Raw genomic sequence first — 21,761 nt, forward strand, 5'->3', positions numbered from 1 at the left:
ACCATGTCTCGAATCATCGCGGTCGTGGAGGCGGGGGGCAACCCTGTCCAGGCCATGCTGGCGGCCGAGGCACTGCGTCAGGCGGCACGGCGCGGTGGGCGCGACCTTGCCGTGGAGGTGCGGACGGAGCGGGGCGTCATCTCCCCGCTGCCCGCATCGCCCACGGCCGACGCGCTGCTGCTGGTGGGAGAGGCCGCGGCGCCGGCGGGGCTCGCCGGGATGCAGGCGATCCATGCCGGCATCGCCGAGGTGCTGGCCGATCCAGCCGGTGTGCTGGCGCGGCTCGATGGCGGCGTGCCTGCTCCGGCAGCGGCGCGGGGGCAAAGGATCGTCGCCATCACCTCCTGCCCGACCGGCATCGCCCATACCTTCATGGCCGCCGAAGGACTGGAGGGGGCGGCGAAGGCGCTTGGCCACCAGATCCGGGTGGAGACCCAGGGCTCGGTCGGTGCGCAGAACGCGCTGACGCCGGAGGAGATCGCCGCCGCCGACCTGGTGCTGATCGCCGCCGATACCCAGGTCGATCTCTCCCGCTTCGGGGCGAAGCGGGTCTTCCTCAGCGGCACCAAGGCCGCGATCAACGACGGTCAGGCGCTGGTGACGCGGGCGCTGGCCGAGGCGACGGAGCAGGGCGGGGCGCAGGCCACGGCATCGGCCGCGCCGGCCGCCGGGAAGCGTTCGCTCAGCGGCCCCTACAAGCACCTGATGACCGGCGTCTCCTTCATGCTGCCCTTCACCGTGGCGGGCGGGCTGCTGATCGCGCTCGCCTTCGCGCTGGGCGGCATCTACGCCTTCGACGACGCGCATCGGGACACGCTGGCGGGGGCGCTGTTCCAGATCGGCGGCAAGGCCGCGCTGGCGCTGATGGTGCCGGCGCTCGGCGGCTATATCGCCTATTCCATCGCCGACCGGCCGGGCATCGCGCCCGGGATGATCGGCGGGATGATCGCCGCCCAGCTCAATGCCGGCTTCCTCGGCGGCATCGTCGCCGGCTTCGTCGCCGGCTACTCGGTCACCTGGCTCAACCGCGCGCTGCGCCTGCCGCGGACGCTGGAGGGGTTGAAGCCGGTGCTGATCCTGCCGGTGCTGGGCGCACTCATCACCGGCCTCGCGCTGATCTACGTGGCCGGCGGCCCGGTGGCGGTGGCGCTCGCCTGGCTCACCGAATTCCTGCGCGGCATGCAGGGCAGCGGGGCGATCCTGCTCGGCCTGCTGCTCGGTGGCATGATGGCCTTCGACATGGGCGGGCCGGTGAACAAGGCGGCCTATGCCTTCTCGACCGGGCTGCTGGCGAGCCAGGTCTACAGCCCGATGGCGGCGGCCATGGTGGCGGGGATGGTGCCGCCGCTCGGCCTGGCACTGGCCGCCTTCCTGTTCCGCGACCGCTTCACCCCGGAGGAGCGCGAGGCGGCCCCGGCGGCCGGCGTGCTCGGCCTCGCCTTCATCTCGGAGGGAGCGATCCCTTTCGCGGCGAAGGACCCGCTGCGCGTCATCCCGGCGCTGGTCGCGGGCTCGGCCGTGGCAGGGGCGATCTCCATGGCGGTCGGGGCGGAGCTTCGCGTGCCCCATGGCGGCGTCTTCGTGTTGCCGATCCCGAATGCGGTGTCGCAGCTCGGCGGCTATGTGGTGGCGCTGCTGGCGGGGACGGTGGTGACGGCCCTGGCGTTGCGGCTGTTGAAGCGGCCGGCGGTGGCCCTGGCCTGATGGCGGCGCTGCGGCCCTGGCCCTTGCCACGGCCGCAGCGGGTTGGCCTTAGGCAGCCTTTTCCTTCTGCAAATGCGGGTAGTTGGTGCGCTGGAACCAGGCCGAATAAGCCTCGACCGTCATGGTCTCGTATTTCGGCGGGCGGTCGGGCCCCTGGCAGCTCGGCAGGCATTCGACCACCGTCTGCGGGTTGGCATTGAGGAAGAAGGGCATCGCGTAGCGCTCCTCCCCCGAGCGGTTGACCGCACGGTGTGGCGTGGAGACGAAGACGTCATTCGACCAGTGCGCCAGGATGTCGCCGGTGTTCACGACGAAGGCGCCCTCCATGTAGGGCACTTCGAACCAGCCGCCGTCCTTCAGCCGGATCGCCAGGCCGCTGACCGGGTTGGGCGGCAGGAAGGTGGCGAAATTGCCATCGGTATGCGGCGCCAGGCCGAACTCGTTGTCCTCCAGCACCTCGGTATGCGGGTAATGGGACAGCCGGAGCGTCATGCCCGGCCTGGCGAAGGCCGCGTCGAAATGATGGGCCGGCATGCCGAGGGCGCGGGCATAGACCGGCACCAGCTGCCGCCCCAGCTCCTCCATCATGCCCATATAGGCCAGCGTATCCTCGCGGAAGCCGGGCAGGTTCTCCGGCCACTGGTTGCGATGGCCGGGCGGCCGGCCGAGCCGGGTGGCCTCCTCCTCCGACTCCCGCTTGAGGAAGAAAGCCTCGTTGAGATTGGGCTTGGTGTTCAGGTTCACCTTGCTGGTGCGGGTCGTGCTGCCCTTCATGGGCAGGTAGCCGACCGTCTCCTGATTCACCTTGAGCTTCATCTTCTCGTCGAGCGGCTGGTCATGGAAGCGTTTCGCCGCTGCCATGACGCGCTCGATCGCCGCCTGCGGGATGCCGTGGCCGGTGAGGAAATAGAAGCCCACCTGCTCGCAGGCATAGCGGAGCTCGCCAGCGATGCGCTCGAGCGCACCGGGCTCCCCAGCCAGCCAGGCCGAGACATCGATCACCGGCATGCTGCCGATCATGCGGGGAATCCGGGGCTCGGGCGCGGCATGGCTCATGAGGTCTCTCCAGCGGGCATCGCCGGTCGAGGCTAGGTCGGCCCGCTGCGGCAGGGAAGACCGGCTCCGTCCTTCTCGCCCGTTCAGACCACCAGCCGCACGGCGAGCGCCAGCAGCACCACCGCGTTGAAGCCATAGAGCCAGGGCGCGACGCGGCGCAGGAGCGGCTCTGCCCGGCGGCGGAAGAAGCGGCCAAGCAGGGCGAGAGCGACCAGCGCCGGCATGGTGCCCAGAACGAAGGCTGCCATGGCGAGCGAACCCGCCAATGCGCTGCCGCTCGCAGCCGCCCCGGCCAGGGCCGCGTAGAGCAGCCCGCAGGGCAGGGCGGAGAGCAGCAGGCCAAGCACGAAGGAGCGGCCGGCTCCGGGCGCCCGCAGCAACCCGCCGAGGCGCGGCGTGACCACCGCCCCGAAGCCCCTGCGCGGCCAGGGCAAGGATATCGCCGGCACGGCCTGGGCCAGCATCGCCAGCGCCGCCAGGCCGAGCAGCAGCGCCGGCACCCAGGCGAGCCCCGGCAGACTCGCCGCCACGGCGGAGAGGCCTCCCGCCGCCCCGCCCAGCGCCGCATAGCCGAGCCCGCGCCCGAGATGGTAGGGCAGCAGCAGCGCCCCGGAGAGGCGCGCCAGTGTGCCGCCGCCGAGGCTTCCGCCGGAGGCGACCTGCGCCAGCACGAAGGGCCCGCACATCGCCGCGCAGTGGCTGGCGCCGCCGGCGAGGCCGGCCAGGAACAGCGCCCCCATCAGCGCCGGCAGCCCGTCCGGGCCGAGCGCATCCAGGGCATGGAGGCAGGAGCTGAGCATTCCTCCATATGGGCCGGCGGGTGGCGCCCGTCCTTGATCGGGATCAGTCGGTGAGGAACTCCATCATCGCCACGTTGAAGGGCGCCGGCTGCTCGACCGTGAAGGCATGGCCGCCCTCGGCGGTCAGCCAGAGGCGGGCCCTGGGCAGCCCTTCCGCCAGGGTCCGGGAGGCGGTCCAGGGCACCAGCAGATCGTCGCGCGAGGCGGCGACCAGGGTGGGGGCCGTGATGCGCGGCAGGTCGGCCCGGGCGTCGAAGGCGCGCAGGGCGGCGATGCGCCGCAGCAGGTTCTCCGCCCCCTGGAAGTGGGCCGTGCCATGCGCGATCTCGGCCAGGATCCGGTCGTGATTCTCCGAGAGATAGGGTGCGGTGTGCAGGAACAGCGGCTGGGCCGCGACATAGGCGGCCGGCCCCTGGCTGCGCAGGATGCCGAGGCGGATCTCGAAGCAGCGCTCCGTATGCCGGTCTGCCTTGGCCCAGGCATTCACCAGCACCAGCCGACCGATCCGGGCCGGATGGCGCCGTGCCAGCTCCAGCCCGACGAGCCCGCCCAGCGCATGACCCATGACATGCACCTGGCCGATGCCGGCAGCATCCATCACCTCGACCGCATCCTCGGCCATGGCGGCGATGCTGTATGGCTCCGGCAACGGCGCCGCGTTGCGGCCGGTGCCACGCTGGTCGAAGAGCAGGATGCGGAAGCGCGACGACAGCGCCTCCATCTGCGGCGCCCAGAATCCCGCCGCGCCGCCAAGCCCGGCGGAGAGCAGGATGGTCTCGGCGGCATCAGCGCGGCCAGCGATGCTGTAATGGAGCGGCATGCGGTTCTCCTCGGCTCGGCGGGGCAGCAAGCCCCGTGCCGGCGTTGCCGCCAAGCCCCCCGGCTGGCATCTTGCCGCCGATGGCGTTCTGGCAGGAATTCGAGGCACCGATCGGCATGGAGGCCCCGCGCCGGGCGGATGCGCTGGTGCCGATGCCGGACGGCTCCGCCCTTCGCCTGCCGCTGCGCGACTATGGCGCGGTCGGCGTCACCGGGCTGATCGCCAACCAGGCCTCCTTCGCTGTGGCGCGACGGCTGGCGGGCTGGATGGCCGACGCGGCCTCACGCTTCGCGCCGGAGGTGGTGGTCGGCCTGCCGACGCTCGGCCATGTCTTCGGTCCCCTGGTGGCGGAGGCGCTGGGGCATTCGAACTGGGTCGCACCCGGCTATTCACGGAAGCTCTGGTACGAGGAGGGGCTGTCCGTGCCGCTCGCCTCTTCCACCACGCCGGTGTCGCGCCGGCTCTGGCTTGATCCGAGGCTGGTCGCACGTATCGAGGGGCGGCGGGTGCTGCTGGTGGACGACGTGATCTCGACCGGGCATTCGGCGCTGGCGGGGCTGGAACTGCTGGCGAAGGCGGGGGTGCGGCCCGCCGCCGCCTGCGTCGCCATGGCGCAGGGGGATCGCTGGCGGGCCGCCTGGCCCGGCGAGGTGCCGCTCGTCGCCGCCTTCGCCACGCCGCTCTACCGCCCCACCCCCGAGGGTTGGGTGCCGATGCCGGAGACGGCCCCGCGGGATGTCGCCCTGTAACGCCATGCCGAAGGACCAGCCCGCTGCCGCCTCGCTGCTGCTCGACCGCCCCGGCGTGCTCGTGCGGCGGCTGCACCAGATCCATTCGGCGATGTTCCAGGAGGAATGCGGCGCCTTCGGCGTGACGCCGGTGCAGTACAGCCTGCTGACGCTGGTCGCCGCTGCGCCAGGGATGGACCAGGGCAGCGCGGCGAGCGGGTTGCGGCTGGACCGCTTCACCACGGCGGATGTCATCAAGCGGCTGCAGGCGGCGGGGCTGCTGCAGGTCGGGCCGGGGCGGGACCGGCGAACGCGGCTGCTGACGCTCACCGAACGGGGCGGCGAGGTCTATGCGGCCATGCAGGAGAGCGCGGCGCGGGCGCATGAGCGGCTGGTAGCACCCTTGCCGCCGCGGCAAAGGGCGCTGCTGATGCGTATGCTGCGAAGGCTGGTGGACGAGACCGACCCGCTGGAGGCGCCGCCGCCGCGGGTCAGGTAGCGCGTCGCTCCGCCAGCACGCGCAGGATGGCGTGGACGATGCCGCGATAACCGGTGCAGCGGCAGAGATTCCCCGCCAGCTCCTCCCGCACCCGCGCCTCGTCGGCCTCGGGCAGGCGGAGGACGATGTCGCGCGCCGTGACCAGCATCCCCGGCGTGCAGTAGCCGCATTGCAGCGCATGCTCGGCGGAGAAGGCCTCGCGCAGCGCGGCCATCACCGGGTCGGCGTCGAAGCCCTCGATGGTGCGGATGCCGGACCCCTCGCAGGCGCCGGCATGGAGGATGCAGGACCGCGCCGGCGCGCCATCCACCTCCACCGTGCAAGCACCGCATACGCCGTGCTCGCAGCCGATATGGGTGCCGGTCAGCAGCAGCTCGCCGCGCAGCAGGTCGGCGAGATGGGTGCGCGGCTCGGCCAGCACCGTCTCGGCGCGGCCATTGACGGTCAGGGTGATCGGGCGGCGGGTCATGCGGCCCCTTCCAGGACGCGGCGGAGGGCGGTGAGGGCGAGCCGGCGCCGCCAGGGATCGGAGATGCTGGTGACCAGGGCTGCCGGGTCGAGCCCCGTCGCATCCTCGATCACCAGCGGGGCGGTATCGAGCGCGGCCAGCACCAGGCGCGGCGGTGCATCGGGCAGGGCGAGCAGGCAGGCGGTCGCCTTCGAGAACTCGCCGGGCTTGCGGCAGAATTTCCAGTGCGACCAGCGCGCGGTCTCCGGCAGCACGGGCAGCTCGATGGCCCGCAGCAGCTCGCCCGGCGCCAGCGCCGTCTCGAAGACGCCGGTGACGAAGCGGGCGAGGGGAATGCGGCGCTCGCCATACGGGCCGAGGGCCACGGCATGGCCGGGGAAGGCGGGCAGCACGGCCACCCAGTCGGCCGCCGGATCGGCATGGGCCAGGCTGCCGCCGATGGTGCCGCGGTTCCGTACCGGGCGATAGGCGATGCGCCGCGCAACGCCGGCCAGGATGGCGCCGAGCCGGCCGGGAACCGCGCCATCCTCGATCGCGGCATGGGTGGTGCCGGCGCCGATGCGGATGGCCTCCCCCTGCACCTCGACGCCGGCATAGCCCGGCAGGTGGCGGAGATCGGCGACGCGCTCCGGCTGGGCGAGGCGGAGGTTCAGCATGGGGCCGAGCGACTGGCCGCCGGCCATGGGCCGCGCGCCCCCGGCCAGCAGCGCGAGCGCGGCGGGCCAGTCGGCGGGCCTCGCATAGTCGAAGGCGGCAGGCTTCATCGCGCGGCCTCGATGGCGGCGAGCAGGCGGGCCGGTGTTGCCGGCAAGTCCGTCACCTCGGCGCCGAGCGGGGCGAGGGCATCGTTGATGGCATTGATGATTGCGGCCGGCGGGCCGATGGCGCCGCTCTCGCCGATGCCCTTCTGGCCGAAGCGGGTCCAGGGGCTCGGCGTTTCCATATGGTCGATGCGGATGGAGGGCACCTCGGTCGCGCCGGGGAGGAGGTAATCGGCGAGCGTCCCCGCAAGGGGCTGGCCCTCGGCGTCGAAGGGCATCTCCTCATACAGGGCGGTGCCGATGCCCTGCGCCGTGCCGCCGAGCACCTGGCCATCGACGATCATCGGGTTCACCAGCCTGCCGCCATCCTCGACGACGACGTAATCCTCGATGGTGACGAGGCCGGTCTCCGTCTCGATCCGGACCGTGACGGCGTGGCAGGCATAGGAGTGCGTGCCGGTATCCGGGTCCGGCCGGTAGCCCGCCGTCACCTCAAGCCCGCCCTTGTCCACGTCGCGCGGCAGGTTCTGCGGGTGGCGGAACCAGGTGCGGGCGATCTGGTCGAGGCTGATGCTGGCCTCGCCGGCCTGGACGGCGCCGTTGCGGAGCGTGGCCGTGCCCGGCTCCGCCTGCAGCAGCGCGGCGCCGATGGCGATGGCCCGCTCGCCGAGCAGGCGGCAGGCCTCGGCCACCGCGCCGCCGGCCATGACCATGGCGCGGCTGCCCCAGGTGCCGGTGGAATAGGGCGTCAGCGCGGTGTCGCCATGCACCAGGCGGACGCGGGCGGGGTCGACGCCGAGCACCTCATGCGCGACCTGCGCCAGCGTCGTCTCCAGCCCCTGGCCATGGCTGTGCACGCCGGTGCGGAGCTCCAGCACGCCATCGGGCGTGAAGCGCGCCTGGGCCTGCTCATAGCCGGGGACGAAGGGAATGCCCCAGCCATGATAGACGCTGGTGCCATGCGCGCCCTGCTCGCAGAAGACCGACAGGCCGAAGCCCACGCATTCGCCGGCCGCCTGCCGTGCCCGGATCCTGGGGACATCCACCGCTGCCACCGCGCGCCGCACGGCCTCCGGATAGTCGCCGCTGTCGAACACCTTGCCGACGAGGTTGCGGTAGGGCATCGCCTCGGGGGGGACGAGATTGGCCAGGCGTACCGCCTCCGCGCTCAGGCCGAGCTTGCGGGCCAGCGCGTCCAGCGTCGTCTCCATGGCGTAGCAGACGCCGGTGCGGGCGACGCCGCGATACGGCAGGATCGGCGGCTTGTTGGTGCAGGCCGAGACGGTGCGGTAGCGGAAGCGCGGCAGCGTATAGGGGCCTGGGAAGATCGAGCCGATCTGCGCCGCCTCGAGGCAGGCGCTGAAGGGGTAGCAGGAATAGGCGCCGGCATCGACGGTCGCATCCACCTCGGCGCCGAGCAGCCGCCCCCCGGCATCGGCCCAGGCGGTGACGATGTAGTGGTGCTCGCGGCAATTGGCATGGGCGGTGAGGCTTTCCAACCGGTCCTCCAGCCAGCGCACGGGGCGGCCGAGGCGGATGGCGAGGGCGGCGCAGACCAGCTCCTCCGGCAGCAGGATCCCCTTGTAGCCGAAGCCGCCGCCGACATCGGGGGCGATGACGCGCACCTGGCCCTCGTCGAGGCCGAGGCATTCGGCGAGTCCGGTCTTCGTCACATGGGGCATCTGGGTGGAGCTGGTGAGGATGAGCTGCTCCAGCCGCGGGTCCCATTCGGCGAGGACGCCGCGGCCTTCCAGCGGCGCCATGCTTTGCCGGGCGGTGCGCAGCCGGCGCACCACCTTGGCGGCGGCGACGGCGTCGAGATCCGACAGGTCTTCATCCCGCCGCGTCTCGAGGAAGGCGTTGTCCGGCCAATGCTCATGGATCAGCGGCGTGCCGGGGGCACGGGCGGTGAGCATGTCGGCGACGGCCGGCAGCGGCTCGTAGTCCAGCCGGCAGGCGGCGGCGAGATCCTCCGCCTCCGCCCGGCTTGCGGCAAGGCAGGCGGCGATGGGCTCGCCGACATGGCGCAGCTTGCCGGTGGCGAGCGCCGGCTGGTCCGAGGCACGGAAGCCGGGCAGGGCGCTGTTGGCACGGATCGGGCCGATCTCGGGCAGGTCGGCCGCGGCGAAGACGCGCTCCTCGGCGCCTTCGGGCTTGCCGATGCCGGTCAGTCGCGCATGCGCCACGGGGCTGCGGAGAAAGGCGACCTCCAGCAGCCCGCGCGGCGCGATATCGCCGACATAGCGGCCGCGGCCGTGGAGGAAGCGAGCGTCCTCCTTGCGGCGGAGCGAGGCGCCGACTCCCTGCTCGGTCACGCCGCTTCCGCGAGGACGGGCCGTGGCAGGATTGCCGCATCGGCCTCGAAGCGCTCGCCGGCGCGGAGGCAGAAGGCGGGGCGCAGCAGCCGTTCGGCCACTACCTGGGTGCCCTCGTTGTCCTGCAGCAGGAAGCGGCCGCGCTCGTCGCTGAGGACGGAGACATCCGCCACCATGCCCGGCCGCAGCGTGCCGATCTCCTCCTCCATCCGCAGCATGGCGGCGCAGTTGGAGGTCACCATCGGCACCACCTGCTCGAGAGGCAGGCCGAGCGCCAGCATGCTCGTCATCGCCGAGGCCAGGGAGAAATTCTGCTTGCCGGCGAAGAGGTGCATCTCCTCCGTGTCGGGATGCGTCTCGGGCGTGCCGCGCGGCTTGGGCAGCGTGGTGTTGTAGCCATGCATGTCGGCGCCGAGCGTATCCGGCACGACGCCCGCCTCCAGCACCAGCTGCGCCATCTTGAAGGAGAAGTGCGAGCCATGGCCGACATCGGTCTTGAGCCCGCGCGCCAGGGCCTCCCGCACCACCGGATGCAGCTTGCCATGCCGGTCGACGAAGCCGCCGGGATGCCGGGTGAAGGGATGCGCCAGGATATCCCCTGGCCGCATGATCTCCAGCATCTCCGGCAGGATCGCGTCCGGGTCATAAGGCTGGTTGGTCTCCGGCAGCGGCCAGAGCTGGCCGAAATGGATATAGAGCGGCCGGTCGAGGCCGCGGGCGATCTCGGCGGCGCGCTTCATCGCCTCGTCGCCCCAGCGGGTGAAGCCGCCGATCTCGGCATGCCCCTTGATGCCACGCACCAGGTCGGCATTCTCCTGGCCGCAGCGGATGGTGTCCTCGACCGCGATGCAATCGGGGCGATAGAGCTCCGGGTAGTAATGCCCTTCGAGGCCGCCGACCATATAGGCCGAGAGGAAGGCGAGCACGCGGCTCCGCGCCTGGTTCGCCACGTATTCGCGGAAGCCAGGAAAGGTGAGCACCGAGGGCCCGCCCTGATCGACCAGCGTCGTCACGCCGGAGCGGACGCCGACCATGTCGGCATCCAGCCCAAAACGTCCAGTGACGTAGCGGTAGACATGGGCGTGGGTGTCGATCATCCCGGGCAGGACGAGCTTGCCCGCAACCTCGACCACCTGCGTCGCGGGGCCGGGAATGGCGCTGCCGAGGGCGGCGATGCGGCCGTCGCGCACGGCGACATCCATCACGCCGTCAAGGCCCTGGGCCGGGTCGATCACCCGGCCGCCGCGCAGGATGGTGTCGAAGGGTCGGTTGTCCATCGGCTGGCGCCTCCTCGTCTCGCGGCTGCTGCACGCAAGCCATGTGCCAGCAGGATAGGCCGGAAATAGGTGGCTGCACGCACATTTTCTCGGCAGTCGGCCCGGGCTGCGCCCAAGCCCTGGGCGGCCGCCTGAGCGTCAGGAGGCCGTTTCGCCGCCGGTGGAACTGGCACGAGGCGTGCAAGAGCCCCCTGGAACTGCGGGGCTGCTGGCATGGCGGAGGGAAGCGGGGGTGGCGCCGGTACGCTGGCCGGCCGGGTGGCGGTGGTGACGGGCGGTGCTTCCGGCATCGGCCTCGGCCTGGCGCGGGCACTGGCGCGGCGTGGTGCCCAGGTGCTGCTGGCCGACCTGGCGGGCGCGGAGGCGGCGGCTGACATGCTCCGCGCCGAGGGGCTGGCAGCCGAAGGCATCGCGGCGGACGTCTCCTCCGAGGTGGCGACGGCAGCGATGGCGGAGGCGGCCGAGACGCGCTTCGGCGGGCTCGACATCCTTGTCAACAATGCCGGCATCTACGCGACCCTGACGCCGAAGCCCTTCGAGGAACTCGACCTCGCCGAGTGGCGCCGCGTGCTCGAGGTGAACGTGATGGGCACCTTCCTCTGCTGCCGTGCCGTGTTGCCGGCGATGCAGAGGCGGGGCGGCGGGCGCATCGTCAACATCAGCTCGGGCGTTGCCTTCAAGGGAAACCCCTACATGGCGCATTACGTGGCCAGCAAGGGCGCCGTCGTCTCGCTGACCCGCGCGCTGGCGACGGAGCTTGGCCGCCACGGCATCCTGGTCAACAGCGTCGCGCCCGGCTTCACGCTGAGCGAGGGCGTTCTGCGCAACCCGGTGCTGGTGGAGGGGGTGAAGGGTCCCTCGCTCCGTGGCCGCGTGCTGGCACGGGACATGCTGCCGGAGGATCTTACCGGCGCCGTCTGCTTCTTCGCCGGCCCCGATGCCGCCTTCATCACCGGCCAGACGCTGGTGGTCGATGGCGGCGCCTATTTCCATTGAACGACGGAGGCCGCGCATGATCCCGGTGATCGACCTCTCGCCTGCCCTGGGCGGTGACGCGGCGGCAAGGCTGCGCGTCGGGCAGGAGATCGACCGGACCTGCCGCGAGATCGGCTTCTTCACCATCACCGGCCATGGCGTGCCGCCCGCGGTGATGGATGCGCTGCGCGACACGGCGAAGGCTTTCTTCGCTCTGCCACTCGAGGAGAAGCTGCGCGCCAGGCACCCCGTGCCGGGCACGCCGCGCGGCTATATCGCGCTCGGCGTCGAGGCGCTGTCGCGCGGCAATGCCTGGGCGACGCCGCCCGACCTCAAAGAATACTACCATTACGGCCGGGAGAGCTGGCCGGATGAGCCCTATTGGACCAGCGCCGAGGGGCGCCGCTACTTCCTGCCCAATCTCTGGCCGGAGCGGCCGGCGGGCTTCGCCGCGGCGGCGGATGCCTATTACCGTGCGATGGAGCATCTGACGGTCGAGCTGATGCGCATCGCGGCGCTGGGCCTTGGCATCGACGAGCATTTCTTCGACAACAAGCTCGACCGCCATATCACCGCGATGCGGCTGAACCACTACCCGGAGCAGGCCGAGCCGCCGGCGCCTGGCCAGCTCCGCGCCGGGGCGCATACCGATTACGGGCTGCTCACCATCCTCAACGGCGAGGATGTACCGGGCGGGCTGCAGGTGCAGACCCGGGGCGGGGCGTGGCTGGATGTCGCCACCCACCCGGCGGATTTCGTCGTCAATATCGGCGACCTGCTGATGCGCTGGACCAATGACCGCTGGTTCTCCAACCTCCACCGCGTGGTCAACCCGCCGGACAGCTTGGCCGCGCGCAGCCGCCGCCTTTCCATCGCCTATTTCCAGCACCCGAATTACGACGCGCTGATCGAATGCATCGCGCCACCGGGCGAGGCGAAATACCCGCCCGTGCTCTCCGGCGCCTATCGCGACGAGAAGTACCGACAGACCCGCGTGAAGGAACCCGCCGCATGATGAACCGCCGCACGCTGCTGCTGGCCGGGCTGGCCATGCCTGCCCTGTCGCGCCATGGCTTCGCCGCCGACCCGATCAGGATCGGCATGACCCAGCCCCTGACCGGCGCCGTCGCGGCCTCGGGCAACTACGTCGCCAACGGGGCCAAGATCGCCGTCGAGGTGCTGAACGCGGCTGGCGGCGTGCTCGGCCGGCCGATCGAGCTGGTCCTCGAGGACAACAAATCCAACCCGCGCGAGGCGGTGGCGGCCGCCGAGAAGCTGGTGCTGCGCGACAAGGTGCCGGTGCTGATCGGCGCCTGGAGCTCCACCTTCACCCTCGCCATCATGCCGAAGCTGATCGAGTACAAGGTGCCGATGATCGTCGAGACCTCCTCGGCGGCGCGCATCACCACCTCCGGCAACCCCTGGGTCTTCCGTATCGCCCCGACCTCGGAGATGGAGGCCGTCGCCTTCGCCGAGCTGCTCGGCAAGTTCGACCCGCCGATCAGGAAGATCGACTTCCTCTCGGTGAACAACGACTTCGGCCGCGGCGCCGCCGAGAAGTTCTCCGCCGCCCTCGGCGCCAAGGGCATTCGCATCGGCCGGACCGAGACGATGACGCCGGAAGCGACCGACCTCGCCGCGCAGATCACCGCGCTCCGGCAGTCGGATGGCGATACCGTCTTCCTCACCACCGGCGTCGAGCAGCAGACGCTCGCCTTGCGCCAGGCGGTGGAGCAGCGGCTCGGCAAGCGGATCGTCACCACCGGCGGCTCCTTCCCCGACCAGCTCCTCGCCAACCCGCTGCCGCCCGGCAACACCAGCTACCACATCCTCTTCTACGCCCCGTGGTTCCCCGAGCGCGCGCCGCACCCGCAGATCGCCGAGCGCTACACCGCCGAGTGGAACAAGAAGGGCTGGGAATTCGCCGGCTTGACCGAAGGCTTCCGCGGCTACGACGCCGTGCTGACTGTCGCCGTGGCCATCAAGCTCGCCGGCAAGCCGGAGGCGGAGGCCATCCGCGCGGCGCTGTGGAAGGTGAAGCTCGCCGGCGTCAACGGCGATATCAGCTTCGCCAAGGAAGGCCCGGCCGGGCAGGAGAGCGGGCAGAACAAGCCGAACGTCTCGGTCGTCACCCTCAGCGAAGGCAAGACCGGCCTCCTCTGATGGACCAGGCGCTCCAGCATCTCGTCAACGGCACGGTCCTCGGCGGCACCTATGCGCTGCTGGGGATCGGCCTGACGCTCGTCTTCGGCGTCATGCGGGTGGTGAATTTCACCCATGGCGAGCTCTATGCCTTCGGCGCCTACATGACCTATGCGGGCGTATCCCTGCTGGGGCTCAATTTCTATCTCTCCCTCGCGCTGGCGACACTGCTCGGCATGGCGCTCGGCGCATCGATCGAATGGCTGCTGCTGCGGCCGATGCGGAAGGCCGATATCGATTCCGTCATGCTGGTCATGATCGGTGCCGCGCTGGTGCTGCAGAATGGCGAGATGTGGGCCTGGGGCGGCGTGGCGAAGCTCATCCCCAACCCCTTTCCGGGGACGCCGCTGGTGGTGGGCCCGGTCTCGGTGATGCCGCTCCGGCTCTTCGTCCTGGTGGTCTCCGCGGCGCTGCTGCTCGGCTTCTGGCTGCTGCTCGACCGCACGCGGATCGGCATGGCGATGCGCGCTACATTCCAGGACCCGGAGACGGCGGCGCTGATGGGCGTGCGCATCGGCTGGGTGAACACCGCGACCTTCGCCATAGGCTCCGGCCTCGCCGCGGCGGCGGGGGCCTTGCTCGGTCCGGTCTTCATGGTGTCGCCCACCATGGGCGACCTCGTCGGGCTGAAGGCCTTCGCCATCGTCATCCTGGGCGGGCTCGGCAGCCTGCCGGGGGCGACGATCGGCGGCTTCGCCCTTGGCTTCGTCGAGGAATTCGCCGGCGGCTTCGTCTCGACCGAGTACCGCGATGCCTTCGGCTTCCTGCTGATCATCCTGATCCTGGCCGTCAGGCCGCAAGGCCTGGTGCCGGCGAAGGAGCGCATCGGTTGAACGCGCTGTTCGCCTGGGGCTTCGTCGCCGCGCTCGCCGCGCTGCCGCTCGTCTTCCCCGACCCCTATCTGCTGGCGGTGCTGACCTCGGCCGGCATCTTCATCATCGGCGCCATCAGCCTCAACCTGCTGCTCGGCTATACCGGGCAGCTCAGCCTCGGCCATGTTGCCTTCTTCGGTCTCGGCGCCTATGCCAGCGCGCTGGCGACGCTCGGTTTCGACATCGGCATCGGCTTCGGCTGGCGGGTGGTGCTGGCGCCGCAGCCGGTCTGGCTCGGCTTCCTCGCCGCGATCGTGGTGGCGGGCGGCTTCGGCTGGCTGCTCGGCCGCCTCGCCTTCCGCGTGCGCGGCGCCTATTTCGTCATCATCACCATCTGCTTCGCGCAGGTGCTGCGGATGGTGGCGCTCAACTGGGTCGAGCTCACCCAGGGGCCGATGGCGCTGATCTCCATCCCGCCCTTCTCGCTCTGGTGGCCGGGGCAGGGGGTGGTGCCGCTCTACCGCAAGGACCAGAATTACTGGCTGGTGCTGGCCGTCGCTGTGCTCGCCTTCCTGCTGGTGCGGCAGGTGGTGCGCTCGCGCATCGGCCGCGCCCTGGTGGCACTGCGGGCGAACGAGCCGCTGGCCCGCTCCGTCGGCATCCGCGTCACGCATTACCTCGTCATCGCCGCCGTGCTCTCGGCCGGCATCGCCGGCGCCGCGGGCAGCCTCTTCGCCCATTACGTCCGCATCGTCGATCCGGACGTCTTCCTCTTCATCTACACCGTCACCATGGTCATCATGGTGGTGACCGGCGGCAAGGGCACGCTCTGGGGCCCTGTGGTGGGCGGCCTCGTCTTCGGCCTGATGCCCGATCTGCTGCGCGGCACCGCGCCGCCCGAGGCGCAGTGGATCATCTATGGCGCCGCGATGATCCTCTTCGTCATGTTCCTCCCGCGCGGCATCGTCCCCGCCCTCGCCCGGCGCCTGCCATGACCGACGTGCTGCTCTCCGTCGAAGGCCTCGGCGTGCAGATCGGCGGCCTCACTGCCATCGCCGATATGAGCTTCACCGTCCCGGCCGGCGAGGTCGTCAGCCTCATCGGCCCGAACGGCGCCGGCAAGACCACCGCCTTCAACGTCATCACCGGCTATATGCGCCCGACCCGCGGCCGCATCCTCTTCGAGGGCCGCCCGATCGCTGGCCTCGCGCCGGAGCGCATCGCCGCGCGCGGCCTGGTCCGCAGCTTCCAGCGCACCAGCGTCTTTGCCGGCTGCACCGTCTTCGAGAATGCGCTGATGGCCCTCCACCTCCGCGGCCGGGCCGGGCTGCTCGACGCGCTGCTGCCCTTCCTCCGCGCCCGCCGCGAGGAGGCCGCGCTGCACGCCGAGGCCGCCGACCTGCTCGACCTCACCGGCCTCGCCGACCGCGCCGGGCTGCCTGCCGAGGCGCTGGCCTATGGCGAGCAGCGCCGCCTCGGCATCGCCATGGCCGCCGCCGCCCATCCCCGCCTGCTGTTGCTCGACGAGCCCGCTGCCGGCCTCAACCCCTCGGAGACGGCGGACTGCATCGCCCTCATCCGCGGCCTCAAGGAGCGCGGCATGACCGTGCTGCTGGTGGAGCACGACATGGCGATGGTGATGCGCCTCTCCGACCGGATCGTCGTGCTGAACCAGGGCCGCATCATCGCCTCCGGCCCGCCCGCCGCGATCCGCCAGGACCCGGAAGTGATCCGCGCCTATCTCGGAGCGGCCCATGCTGCGGCTTGAGGGCGTCTCCGCCGGCTACGGCCGCATCGCCGCCCTTGCCGAAGTCTCGCTGGAGGTGCGCGAGGGCGAGCTGGTCAGCCTCATCGGCGCCAACGGCGCGGGCAAGTCCACCACGCTCCGCACCATCAGCGGATTGCTGAAGCTCACCACCGGCCGCATCACCCTCGACGGCAAGGAGATCGGCAACCTCCCGCCGCGCGAGATCCTCGCCCGCGGCATCGCCCATTGCCCCGAGGGCCGCCGCGTCTTCCCGCATCTCTCGGTGCGCGAGAACCTCGCCATGGGCGCCCTGCTGCGCCGCGACCGCGCCGGCATCGCTCAGGACCTGGAGGCGATGTACGCCCGCTTCCCCCGCCTCCGCGAGCGCAGCGCCCAGGCCGCCGGCACCCTCTCCGGCGGCGAGCAGCAGATGCTGGCCATCGCCCGGGCACTGATGTCCCGCCCGCGCCTCGTCATGTTCGACGAGCCCTCGCTCGGCCTGGCGCCGAGCCTCGTCGAGCAGGTCTTCGCCATCGTCCGGGACATCCGCGCCGCCGGCACGACGGTGCTGATGGTCGAGCAGAATGCCATGGCGGCGCTGCAGCTCTGCGACCGGGCCTATCTGCTGGAGACCGGCCATGTGGTCCGCAGCGGCACCGGTGCCGAGCTGCTGGCGAGCCCGGATGTGCGGGATGCCTATCTGGGCGGCGCGATCTAGGCCGCCTGCTCCAGTGTCGGCGCCACATCGGCGACGGTCGTGCGGTGCAGGTCGCGGACCTTGGTCGAGTCATAGCGGCGTGCACGGTGCATGGTGGCGCGGTTGTCCCACATCACGAGATCATGCGGCCGCCAGACATGGGCATGGACGAACTCGCGCTGCGTCGCATGCTCGTTGAGGTCACGCAGCAGCGCCCGCGCCTCCGGCACCGGCCAGCCCTGGATCGCCCCCGCATGGGCCGAGAGGAAGAGCGAGAGCCGCCCCGTCTTCGGGTGCCGCCGCACCAGCCGCTGCGGCACCGGCCGCCACTTCTCCAGCTCCTCCGGGGTGAAATCGGTGAAGCCGAGCACGCCGCGGGAGTAGATCTGGCTGTGCTCGCAGACCAGGTCGCGCACCATCGCCTTCGTCTCGTCGTCGAGCGCATCCCAGGCGGCGCGCATATCGGCGAATTCGGTGTTGCCGCCGCCGCCCGGGATGACGCGGGCCGAAAGCAGGGAGTACTTGGCGGGCGTCGGCTTGAAGCTGCTGTCGCTGTGCCAGAGCATGTTGCCCAGGCTGAACAGCCGCTTGCGGTCGTCCCGCGCCATCACCTTGCCGTCGCGCTCGAGGTTGGAGATGTCGTTGATCTCCATCGACAGCCGCCGCGCCTGGCCCTGGACGATGTCGCCCGTCGCCAATTCCAGCTCGCCGAAATGCCGGCTGAAGGCGATCTGCTGCTGGTCGTCGATATCCTGGTCGCGGAAGACCAGCACGGCATAGCGGTCCATGCCGGCCTCGATGGCGGCGGCTTCGGCGGCGCCGATCGGCCGGCTCAGGTCGATGCCCGACACCTCGCCGACAAAATCGGGGCGGGCGGGGTTGGCGGGCTGGATGGACAAGGTCATGGCTCGGGTTCCCTCATCGGGGCTTCGGCCCCGTTGCCCCCGAGGGTAACGCCACCCCACCTGCTTGTCAGGGGGGCGCCGGCAGGCCGGCCTCTATCGAGGAGGCTGCCCTGCTGGCCGAGAGGGGCCAGGAGCATGCCGCGCTGCTGCCCGGGACCCATGACGCGCCCCCGCTTCCGAAGGATGCGGGCGGGCTCAGCCGACCGGCAACGCGGCCCGGGCGAAACGGCCGATGGAAAGGCCGTCGAGCGGCGTCTCCGTCCGGCCATCCAGCGCCAGCTCGCAGAGGATGGCGCCGATCGCCGGGCCGAGCTGGAAGCCATGGCCGGAGAAGCCGAAGGCATGGAACAGCCCGGGCGTGGTCAGGCTCGGGCCGACCACGGGGATCTTGTCCGGCAGGATGCCGTCGATCCCACTCCAGCTGCGGATGACGGAGACGCCGGCGAGGTCCGGCACCAATGCCACGGCACGCTGCATCACCTGCAGCGTCACCTCCGGCGAGGGGCGCGACATCGGCACGCTGGGGTCGCCGGTGCCATGCCCGCCGCCGATGATGATGTTGCCACGGGGAATCTGCCGCATGTACACGCCGCCGCCCGCCACGCCGATATTCGGCCGGATGAAATAGGGCACCGGTTCCGTCACCATCATGTTGGGCGTGAGGTGGCGGATCGGCACCGGCTCGCCGAAGCTGGCGGCCAGCTGGCCGCCCCAGAAGCCGGCGGTATTCAGCAGGCGCGGCGCGGTGAACGGCCCGGCCGCGGTCTCCAGCAGGAAGCGCCCTCCGCCATGGTGGCAGGCGGTCACGGCGGTGTGTTCCAGGATGGCCGCGCCGCTCTCCCGCGCCGCCTGCGCCAGGGCCGGGGCCAGCAGCCGGGGATTGGCCGAGCCATCCCCCGGCGCGAAGGAAGCCGCGACCACGGAGGGACCCAGCCAGGGATAGCGCGCCCGCAGCATCGCCCGGCCCAGCAGCTGCAACTCCAGCGCATGGCTGCGTGCCACGTCCAGATAGGCGGCGAGCTCGGCCGCCTCGGCCTCGCTGCGGGCCAGCTTGAGGTGCCCCGTCTGGACGAATTCGCAATCCGTGCCGATCAGCTGCGGCAGGCGCTTCCACAGCTCATGCGAGCGCTTGGCCACCGGCAGCTCGGCCGGGTGACGGCCCTGCTGCCGCACGCCGCCGTAATTGCTGCCCGAGGCCTGGGAGCCGACCAGTCCACGCTCCAGCAGCACCACATGGGCACCCCGCCGGGCGAGATGCAACGCGGCGGAACAGCCGGCACCGCCGCCGCCGATCACCAGCACATCGGCCTCGCGGGGCGTGGTCATGGCGCGGCCTCCGGCTGAGGGATGGGCAGGGGCTTCACCGGTGGCTGGCCGCGCAGCCGGCCGATGGCGGCGGTGTCGCAGCCCAGGCGAGCCGCCAGCACCTCGGCCGCCGCAGCACCGCAGACCCGGCCCTGGCAGCGGCCCATCCCGATGCGGGTAAAGGCCTTGGCCCGGTTCACCTCCGGCGAGGCGCCATGCGGGCCGTCCGGCGCGGCGGCGGCGCGCAGCTCGCCGGCCGTCACGCTCTCGCAGCGGCAGAGGATGGTTTCGTCCGGCATGGCGGCGGCCAGATGCGCCGGAAAGGGGAAGGCGCGCTCAAGGGCGGTGCGGAAACGGGCCTGACGCAGCAACCGGCGCTCCAGCCGCGCCACGAGCGCCGTGTCCACGGGCAGGCCGGCATCCGCCAGCAGGGCCTGGGCGGCGCGGGCGCCAGCCAGCTCCGCCACCGCCGCGCCGCCGATGCCGGCGCCATCCCCGGCCAGGTAGATACCAGCCACGGGCGTGCGGCCGGTGAGATCCCGCTGCGGCACCCAATTGTGCTGCACCGGGTCGAACCCGATCGGCACGCCGGCGAGGTCGGCCAGTTGCAGCTCCGGCCGCACGCCCCAGCCGAGGCCGACGGCGTCGCACTCCAGGCGGTGCTCGCGCCCGGCGGCGTCGCGCCAACGCAGGGCGGCCACCACATCCGGGGCCTCGCCCTCGATGGCCAGCGGTGTGGCACCCTCGGCGACCGGGATGCCGGCGGCGCGCAGCCGCGTGACATAGAACAGGCCCTTGGCCAATGTGGCGGGGTCGTGCGGGAGGCCACGCAAGGCCTGCAGCTTGCGGCGGAAAGGTGTGGTGTCGAGCACGGCGGCCAGCCCCGCGCCGGCCCTCAGGTACTGGTAGGCGACGAGCCACAGCAGCGGCCCGCTTCCCACCAGCGCCACCCGCTGGCCGATGGCGCAGCCCTGCGCCTTCAGCGCGATCTGCGCGGCGCCCAGCGTCGTCACGCCGGGCCTCGTCCAGCCCGGCACCGGCACCACGCGGTCCATGGCGCCGGTGCAGAGGATGGCGGCATCGAAGCCCTGTTCCGTCGCCACGCCGTCGCGCATGAGGTTCAGCCGACCAGGATGGGTGGCGATGTTCCAGACCAGCGTATCCGGCCGCCAATCCGCCCGCGGCTTCAGCGCATCCAGCGCCGCGTGAAGGGCCGTGGCCTTACGCGCCTCCAGCCCGTAGAGCGCCTGCGGGCTGCGGCGGAAGCCGGGCGGCGGGCGCTGGTAGATGCGGCCGCCGCCATCCGGCGCCTCGTCGATCCAAAGCGGGTGAAGGCCGGCGCGCACCAGCTGCCCGACCGCGCGCACCCCGGCCGGGCCGGCGCCGACCACCGCGACCCTCATGCCCGCCTCACCCGCAGACCGGGCGCGCAGGGCGTGGTGCAGGCGCGGACCCGGCCCTGGCCCTCGACGAACACACGGCAATCCTGGCAGGCGCCCATCAGGCAGAAGCCCGCGCGTGGGCCATCGCCGAATTCGCTGGTGCGGAGGAAGCCGCCATCGCCGGCGAGGATGGCGGTCAGCAACGTATCCCCGGCGCGGGCCGTGACCTCCTGGCCCTCGAAAACGAAGCGGATCTCCGGCCGATCCTGGTCGGTCAGACGTACCAGTCGCACAGCACCGCCTCCTGGGCCTTGCCTGTAGCCTAAGCCCGACAGCGTAGGGTGGTGATATAAATTCCACCAGACGGAAAACTAGATATTCAATTTCCGCATTTTGGAATTGATGCGATCCCGAGGGTCGGCCTATCGTCCGCCCATGCCCCGTCCCCCCGCCAAGCCAGGGCCCGCCTCACCGGTTGCAGAATCGAGCATCCAGGTGCTCGACCGTGCCGTGGGGCTGCTGCGGCAGCTCGGCGAGGCTGGGGCAGGGGGCCAGCAACTCTCCCGCCTGGCCGATGCGCTCGGCCTCAGCGCCTCCACCACCCATCGCCTGCTGGCGGCGCTCGAGCATCATGGCTGGGTGGAACGGGTGGATGGCGGCAAGCGCCATCGCCTGGGTGCCGCGCTGGTCGCGCTGGCCGGGCAGGCGGCCGATGGCACCGGGCTGCGCCGCATCTGCCGCCCCGCTCTGGCACGCCTCTCGGGCGAGAGCGGCGAGACCACCTTCCTCATCGTCCGCAGCGGCCTCAACGCCGTGGTGGTCGACCGGCAGGAGGGGGACTATGTCATCGAGAGCCTGACCCAGGGCGTGGGCGGCCTGATGCCGCTCGGGATCGGCGCCGGCAGCGTCGCCATCCTGGCCGGCCAGCCGTTGGCCGAGATCGAGGCGGTGCTCAGCGCCAATGCCGGACGCTACGCCCAGTTCGGCAGCAGCCTGGAGCAGGTGCGGCACCGCCTCGCGCGGGTGCAGGCCGATGGGGCGCTGATGCTTGACGATTCGCTGATCGCCGGCCTGGCCGCGATCAGCCTGCCGATCCGCCCGCCGGGCCATGCCGTCACCGCGGCCATTGCCGTCAATTTCATCGCCAGCCGCCTCGATGCCGAGGCCCGGCAGGCCCTGCTGGAGCGCATGCGCCGGGAGGTCGCCGCCGTCGAGGCGAGCCTCGCCGTTCCCGCCACCCTGTCCCGTCCCCCGCGTGGCGGGGAGGGCTGAGGCGCCTCCCTCCGTCGTCCTGCACCTGGAGTTCC

General features: G+C 71.5%; 22 protein-coding genes. 11 read left to right on the forward strand and 11 right to left on the reverse strand.

All coding sequences use genetic code 11. The features are described from left to right. The first annotated feature begins 3 nt into the window (after positions 1–3). Positions 4–1,704, forward strand: coding sequence for a PTS fructose transporter subunit IIC (locus BLR02_RS10220; RefSeq protein ID WP_090662798.1), 1,701 nt, complete (start codon positions 4–6; stop codon positions 1,702–1,704). Between the two features lie 48 nt (positions 1,705–1,752). Here the strand turns inward: BLR02_RS10220 and BLR02_RS10225 are convergent, their stop codons facing one another. The 3 genes from BLR02_RS10225 to rutD form a co-directional block, all read right to left on the reverse strand. Continuing rightward, positions 1,753–2,760: an isopenicillin N synthase family dioxygenase gene (locus BLR02_RS10225; RefSeq protein ID WP_090662800.1), complete on the reverse strand. Its 1,008-nt coding sequence runs from the start codon at positions 2,758–2,760 to the stop codon at positions 1,753–1,755. A gap of 83 nt (positions 2,761–2,843) precedes the next feature. Next, entirely contained in the window at positions 2,844–3,560 is a 717-nt protein-coding gene (locus BLR02_RS10230; protein WP_090662802.1) for a sulfite exporter TauE/SafE family protein, read from the reverse strand. A 43-nt stretch (positions 3,561–3,603) separates the two neighbouring features. Continuing rightward, complete coding sequence (gene rutD, locus BLR02_RS10235) at positions 3,604–4,380, reverse strand: pyrimidine utilization protein D (protein WP_090662804.1); 777 nt, start codon at positions 4,378–4,380, stop codon at positions 3,604–3,606. 80 nt (positions 4,381–4,460) lie between these two features. Here rutD and BLR02_RS10240 point away from each other — a divergent pair, with 80 nt between their 5' ends. Together BLR02_RS10240 and BLR02_RS10245 are read left to right on the forward strand one after the other, a co-directional pair. Further along, the gene (locus BLR02_RS10240) at positions 4,461–5,129 is read left to right on the forward strand and encodes a phosphoribosyltransferase (RefSeq protein WP_090662806.1); all 669 of its coding nucleotides are present in this window, start codon (positions 4,461–4,463) and stop codon (positions 5,127–5,129) included. A gap of 4 nt (positions 5,130–5,133) precedes the next feature. Next, positions 5,134–5,607, forward strand: coding sequence for a MarR family winged helix-turn-helix transcriptional regulator (locus BLR02_RS10245; RefSeq protein ID WP_218127904.1), 474 nt, complete (start codon positions 5,134–5,136; stop codon positions 5,605–5,607). Here the strand turns inward: BLR02_RS10245 and BLR02_RS10250 are convergent. Genes BLR02_RS10250 through BLR02_RS10265 form a run of 4 tightly spaced genes read right to left on the reverse strand, consistent with a single transcriptional unit; the run spans position 5,600 to position 10,429 of the window. Then, the gene (locus tag BLR02_RS10250) at positions 5,600–6,076 is read right to left on the reverse strand and encodes a (2Fe-2S)-binding protein (RefSeq protein WP_090662810.1); all 477 of its coding nucleotides are present in this window, start codon (positions 6,074–6,076) and stop codon (positions 5,600–5,602) included. The genes BLR02_RS10245 and BLR02_RS10250 overlap by 8 nt on opposite strands. Further along, the gene (locus BLR02_RS10255) at positions 6,073–6,840 is read right to left on the reverse strand and encodes an FAD binding domain-containing protein (RefSeq protein WP_090662812.1); all 768 of its coding nucleotides are present in this window, start codon (positions 6,838–6,840) and stop codon (positions 6,073–6,075) included. Before BLR02_RS10255 ends, BLR02_RS10250 begins: the two co-directional genes overlap by 4 nt. Beyond that, the gene (locus BLR02_RS10260) at positions 6,837–9,152 is read right to left on the reverse strand and encodes a xanthine dehydrogenase family protein molybdopterin-binding subunit (RefSeq protein WP_090662814.1); all 2,316 of its coding nucleotides are present in this window, start codon (positions 9,150–9,152) and stop codon (positions 6,837–6,839) included. Before BLR02_RS10260 ends, BLR02_RS10255 begins: the two co-directional genes overlap by 4 nt. Next, positions 9,149–10,429, reverse strand: a complete 1,281-nt coding sequence (locus tag BLR02_RS10265; RefSeq protein WP_090662816.1) for an amidohydrolase/deacetylase family metallohydrolase — start codon at positions 10,427–10,429, stop codon at positions 9,149–9,151. Before BLR02_RS10265 ends, BLR02_RS10260 begins: the two co-directional genes overlap by 4 nt. A 213-nt stretch (positions 10,430–10,642) precedes the next feature. Between BLR02_RS10265 and BLR02_RS10270 the strand changes: the two genes are divergently transcribed. From BLR02_RS10270 to BLR02_RS10300, 7 genes are read left to right on the forward strand one after another with little or no spacing between them, the layout of a single operon-like run. Continuing rightward, a complete protein-coding gene (locus BLR02_RS10270) occupies positions 10,643–11,425 on the forward strand; it encodes an SDR family NAD(P)-dependent oxidoreductase (protein WP_090662817.1) in 783 nt (260 codons plus the stop codon). Positions 11,426–11,441: 16 nt separating this feature from the next. Beyond that, a complete protein-coding gene (locus BLR02_RS10275) occupies positions 11,442–12,419 on the forward strand; it encodes an isopenicillin N synthase family dioxygenase (RefSeq protein ID WP_176849485.1) in 978 nt (325 codons plus the stop codon). Then, complete coding sequence (locus tag BLR02_RS10280; RefSeq protein ID WP_218127905.1) at positions 12,416–13,567, forward strand: ABC transporter substrate-binding protein; 1,152 nt, start codon at positions 12,416–12,418, stop codon at positions 13,565–13,567. The genes BLR02_RS10275 and BLR02_RS10280 overlap by 4 nt, the downstream gene beginning before the upstream one ends. Continuing rightward, complete coding sequence (locus BLR02_RS10285) at positions 13,567–14,439, forward strand: branched-chain amino acid ABC transporter permease (RefSeq protein WP_090662821.1); 873 nt, start codon at positions 13,567–13,569, stop codon at positions 14,437–14,439. Before BLR02_RS10280 ends, BLR02_RS10285 begins: the two co-directional genes overlap by 1 nt. Then, positions 14,436–15,413 carry a branched-chain amino acid ABC transporter permease gene (locus tag BLR02_RS10290; protein ID WP_090662823.1) on the forward strand — a complete coding sequence of 326 codons (978 nt, stop codon included), beginning with the start codon at positions 14,436–14,438 and terminating at the stop codon, positions 15,411–15,413. Before BLR02_RS10285 ends, BLR02_RS10290 begins: the two co-directional genes overlap by 4 nt. Next, positions 15,410–16,186 (forward strand): ABC transporter ATP-binding protein, encoded by a 777-nt coding sequence (locus tag BLR02_RS10295; RefSeq protein ID WP_090662825.1) that lies wholly within the window; start codon positions 15,410–15,412, stop codon positions 16,184–16,186. The genes BLR02_RS10290 and BLR02_RS10295 overlap by 4 nt, the downstream gene beginning before the upstream one ends. Continuing rightward, positions 16,173–16,883 (forward strand): ABC transporter ATP-binding protein, encoded by a 711-nt coding sequence (locus BLR02_RS10300; RefSeq protein ID WP_090569413.1) that lies wholly within the window; start codon positions 16,173–16,175, stop codon positions 16,881–16,883. Before BLR02_RS10295 ends, BLR02_RS10300 begins: the two co-directional genes overlap by 14 nt. Here BLR02_RS10300 and BLR02_RS10305 read toward each other — a convergent pair. The 4 genes from BLR02_RS10305 to BLR02_RS10320 all read right to left on the reverse strand — a co-directional run bounded on the left by BLR02_RS10305 (position 16,880) and on the right by BLR02_RS10320 (position 20,747). Beyond that, the gene (locus tag BLR02_RS10305; RefSeq protein WP_090662827.1) at positions 16,880–17,767 is read right to left on the reverse strand and encodes a TauD/TfdA dioxygenase family protein; all 888 of its coding nucleotides are present in this window, start codon (positions 17,765–17,767) and stop codon (positions 16,880–16,882) included. The genes BLR02_RS10300 and BLR02_RS10305 overlap by 4 nt on opposite strands. Before the next feature lie 195 nt (positions 17,768–17,962). Then, positions 17,963–19,093 carry an NAD(P)/FAD-dependent oxidoreductase gene (locus tag BLR02_RS10310; protein WP_090662829.1) on the reverse strand — a complete coding sequence of 377 codons (1,131 nt, stop codon included), beginning with the start codon at positions 19,091–19,093 and terminating at the stop codon, positions 17,963–17,965. Next, positions 19,090–20,475 carry an FAD/NAD(P)-dependent oxidoreductase gene (locus BLR02_RS10315; RefSeq protein ID WP_090662832.1) on the reverse strand — a complete coding sequence of 462 codons (1,386 nt, stop codon included), beginning with the start codon at positions 20,473–20,475 and terminating at the stop codon, positions 19,090–19,092. The genes BLR02_RS10310 and BLR02_RS10315 overlap by 4 nt, the downstream gene beginning before the upstream one ends. Continuing rightward, the gene (locus BLR02_RS10320) at positions 20,472–20,747 is read right to left on the reverse strand and encodes a (2Fe-2S)-binding protein (RefSeq protein ID WP_090662834.1); all 276 of its coding nucleotides are present in this window, start codon (positions 20,745–20,747) and stop codon (positions 20,472–20,474) included. Before BLR02_RS10320 ends, BLR02_RS10315 begins: the two co-directional genes overlap by 4 nt. A 142-nt stretch (positions 20,748–20,889) precedes the next feature. On the opposite strand from BLR02_RS10320, the gene BLR02_RS10325 reads away from it, so the two are divergent. After that, entirely contained in the window at positions 20,890–21,726 is an 837-nt protein-coding gene (locus BLR02_RS10325; RefSeq protein ID WP_176849486.1) for an IclR family transcriptional regulator, read from the forward strand. The last annotated feature ends 35 nt before the right edge of the window (positions 21,727–21,761 follow it).

It is taken from the genome of Belnapia rosea (assembly GCF_900101615.1).
Classification (GTDB): domain Bacteria; phylum Pseudomonadota; class Alphaproteobacteria; order Acetobacterales; family Acetobacteraceae; genus Belnapia; species Belnapia rosea.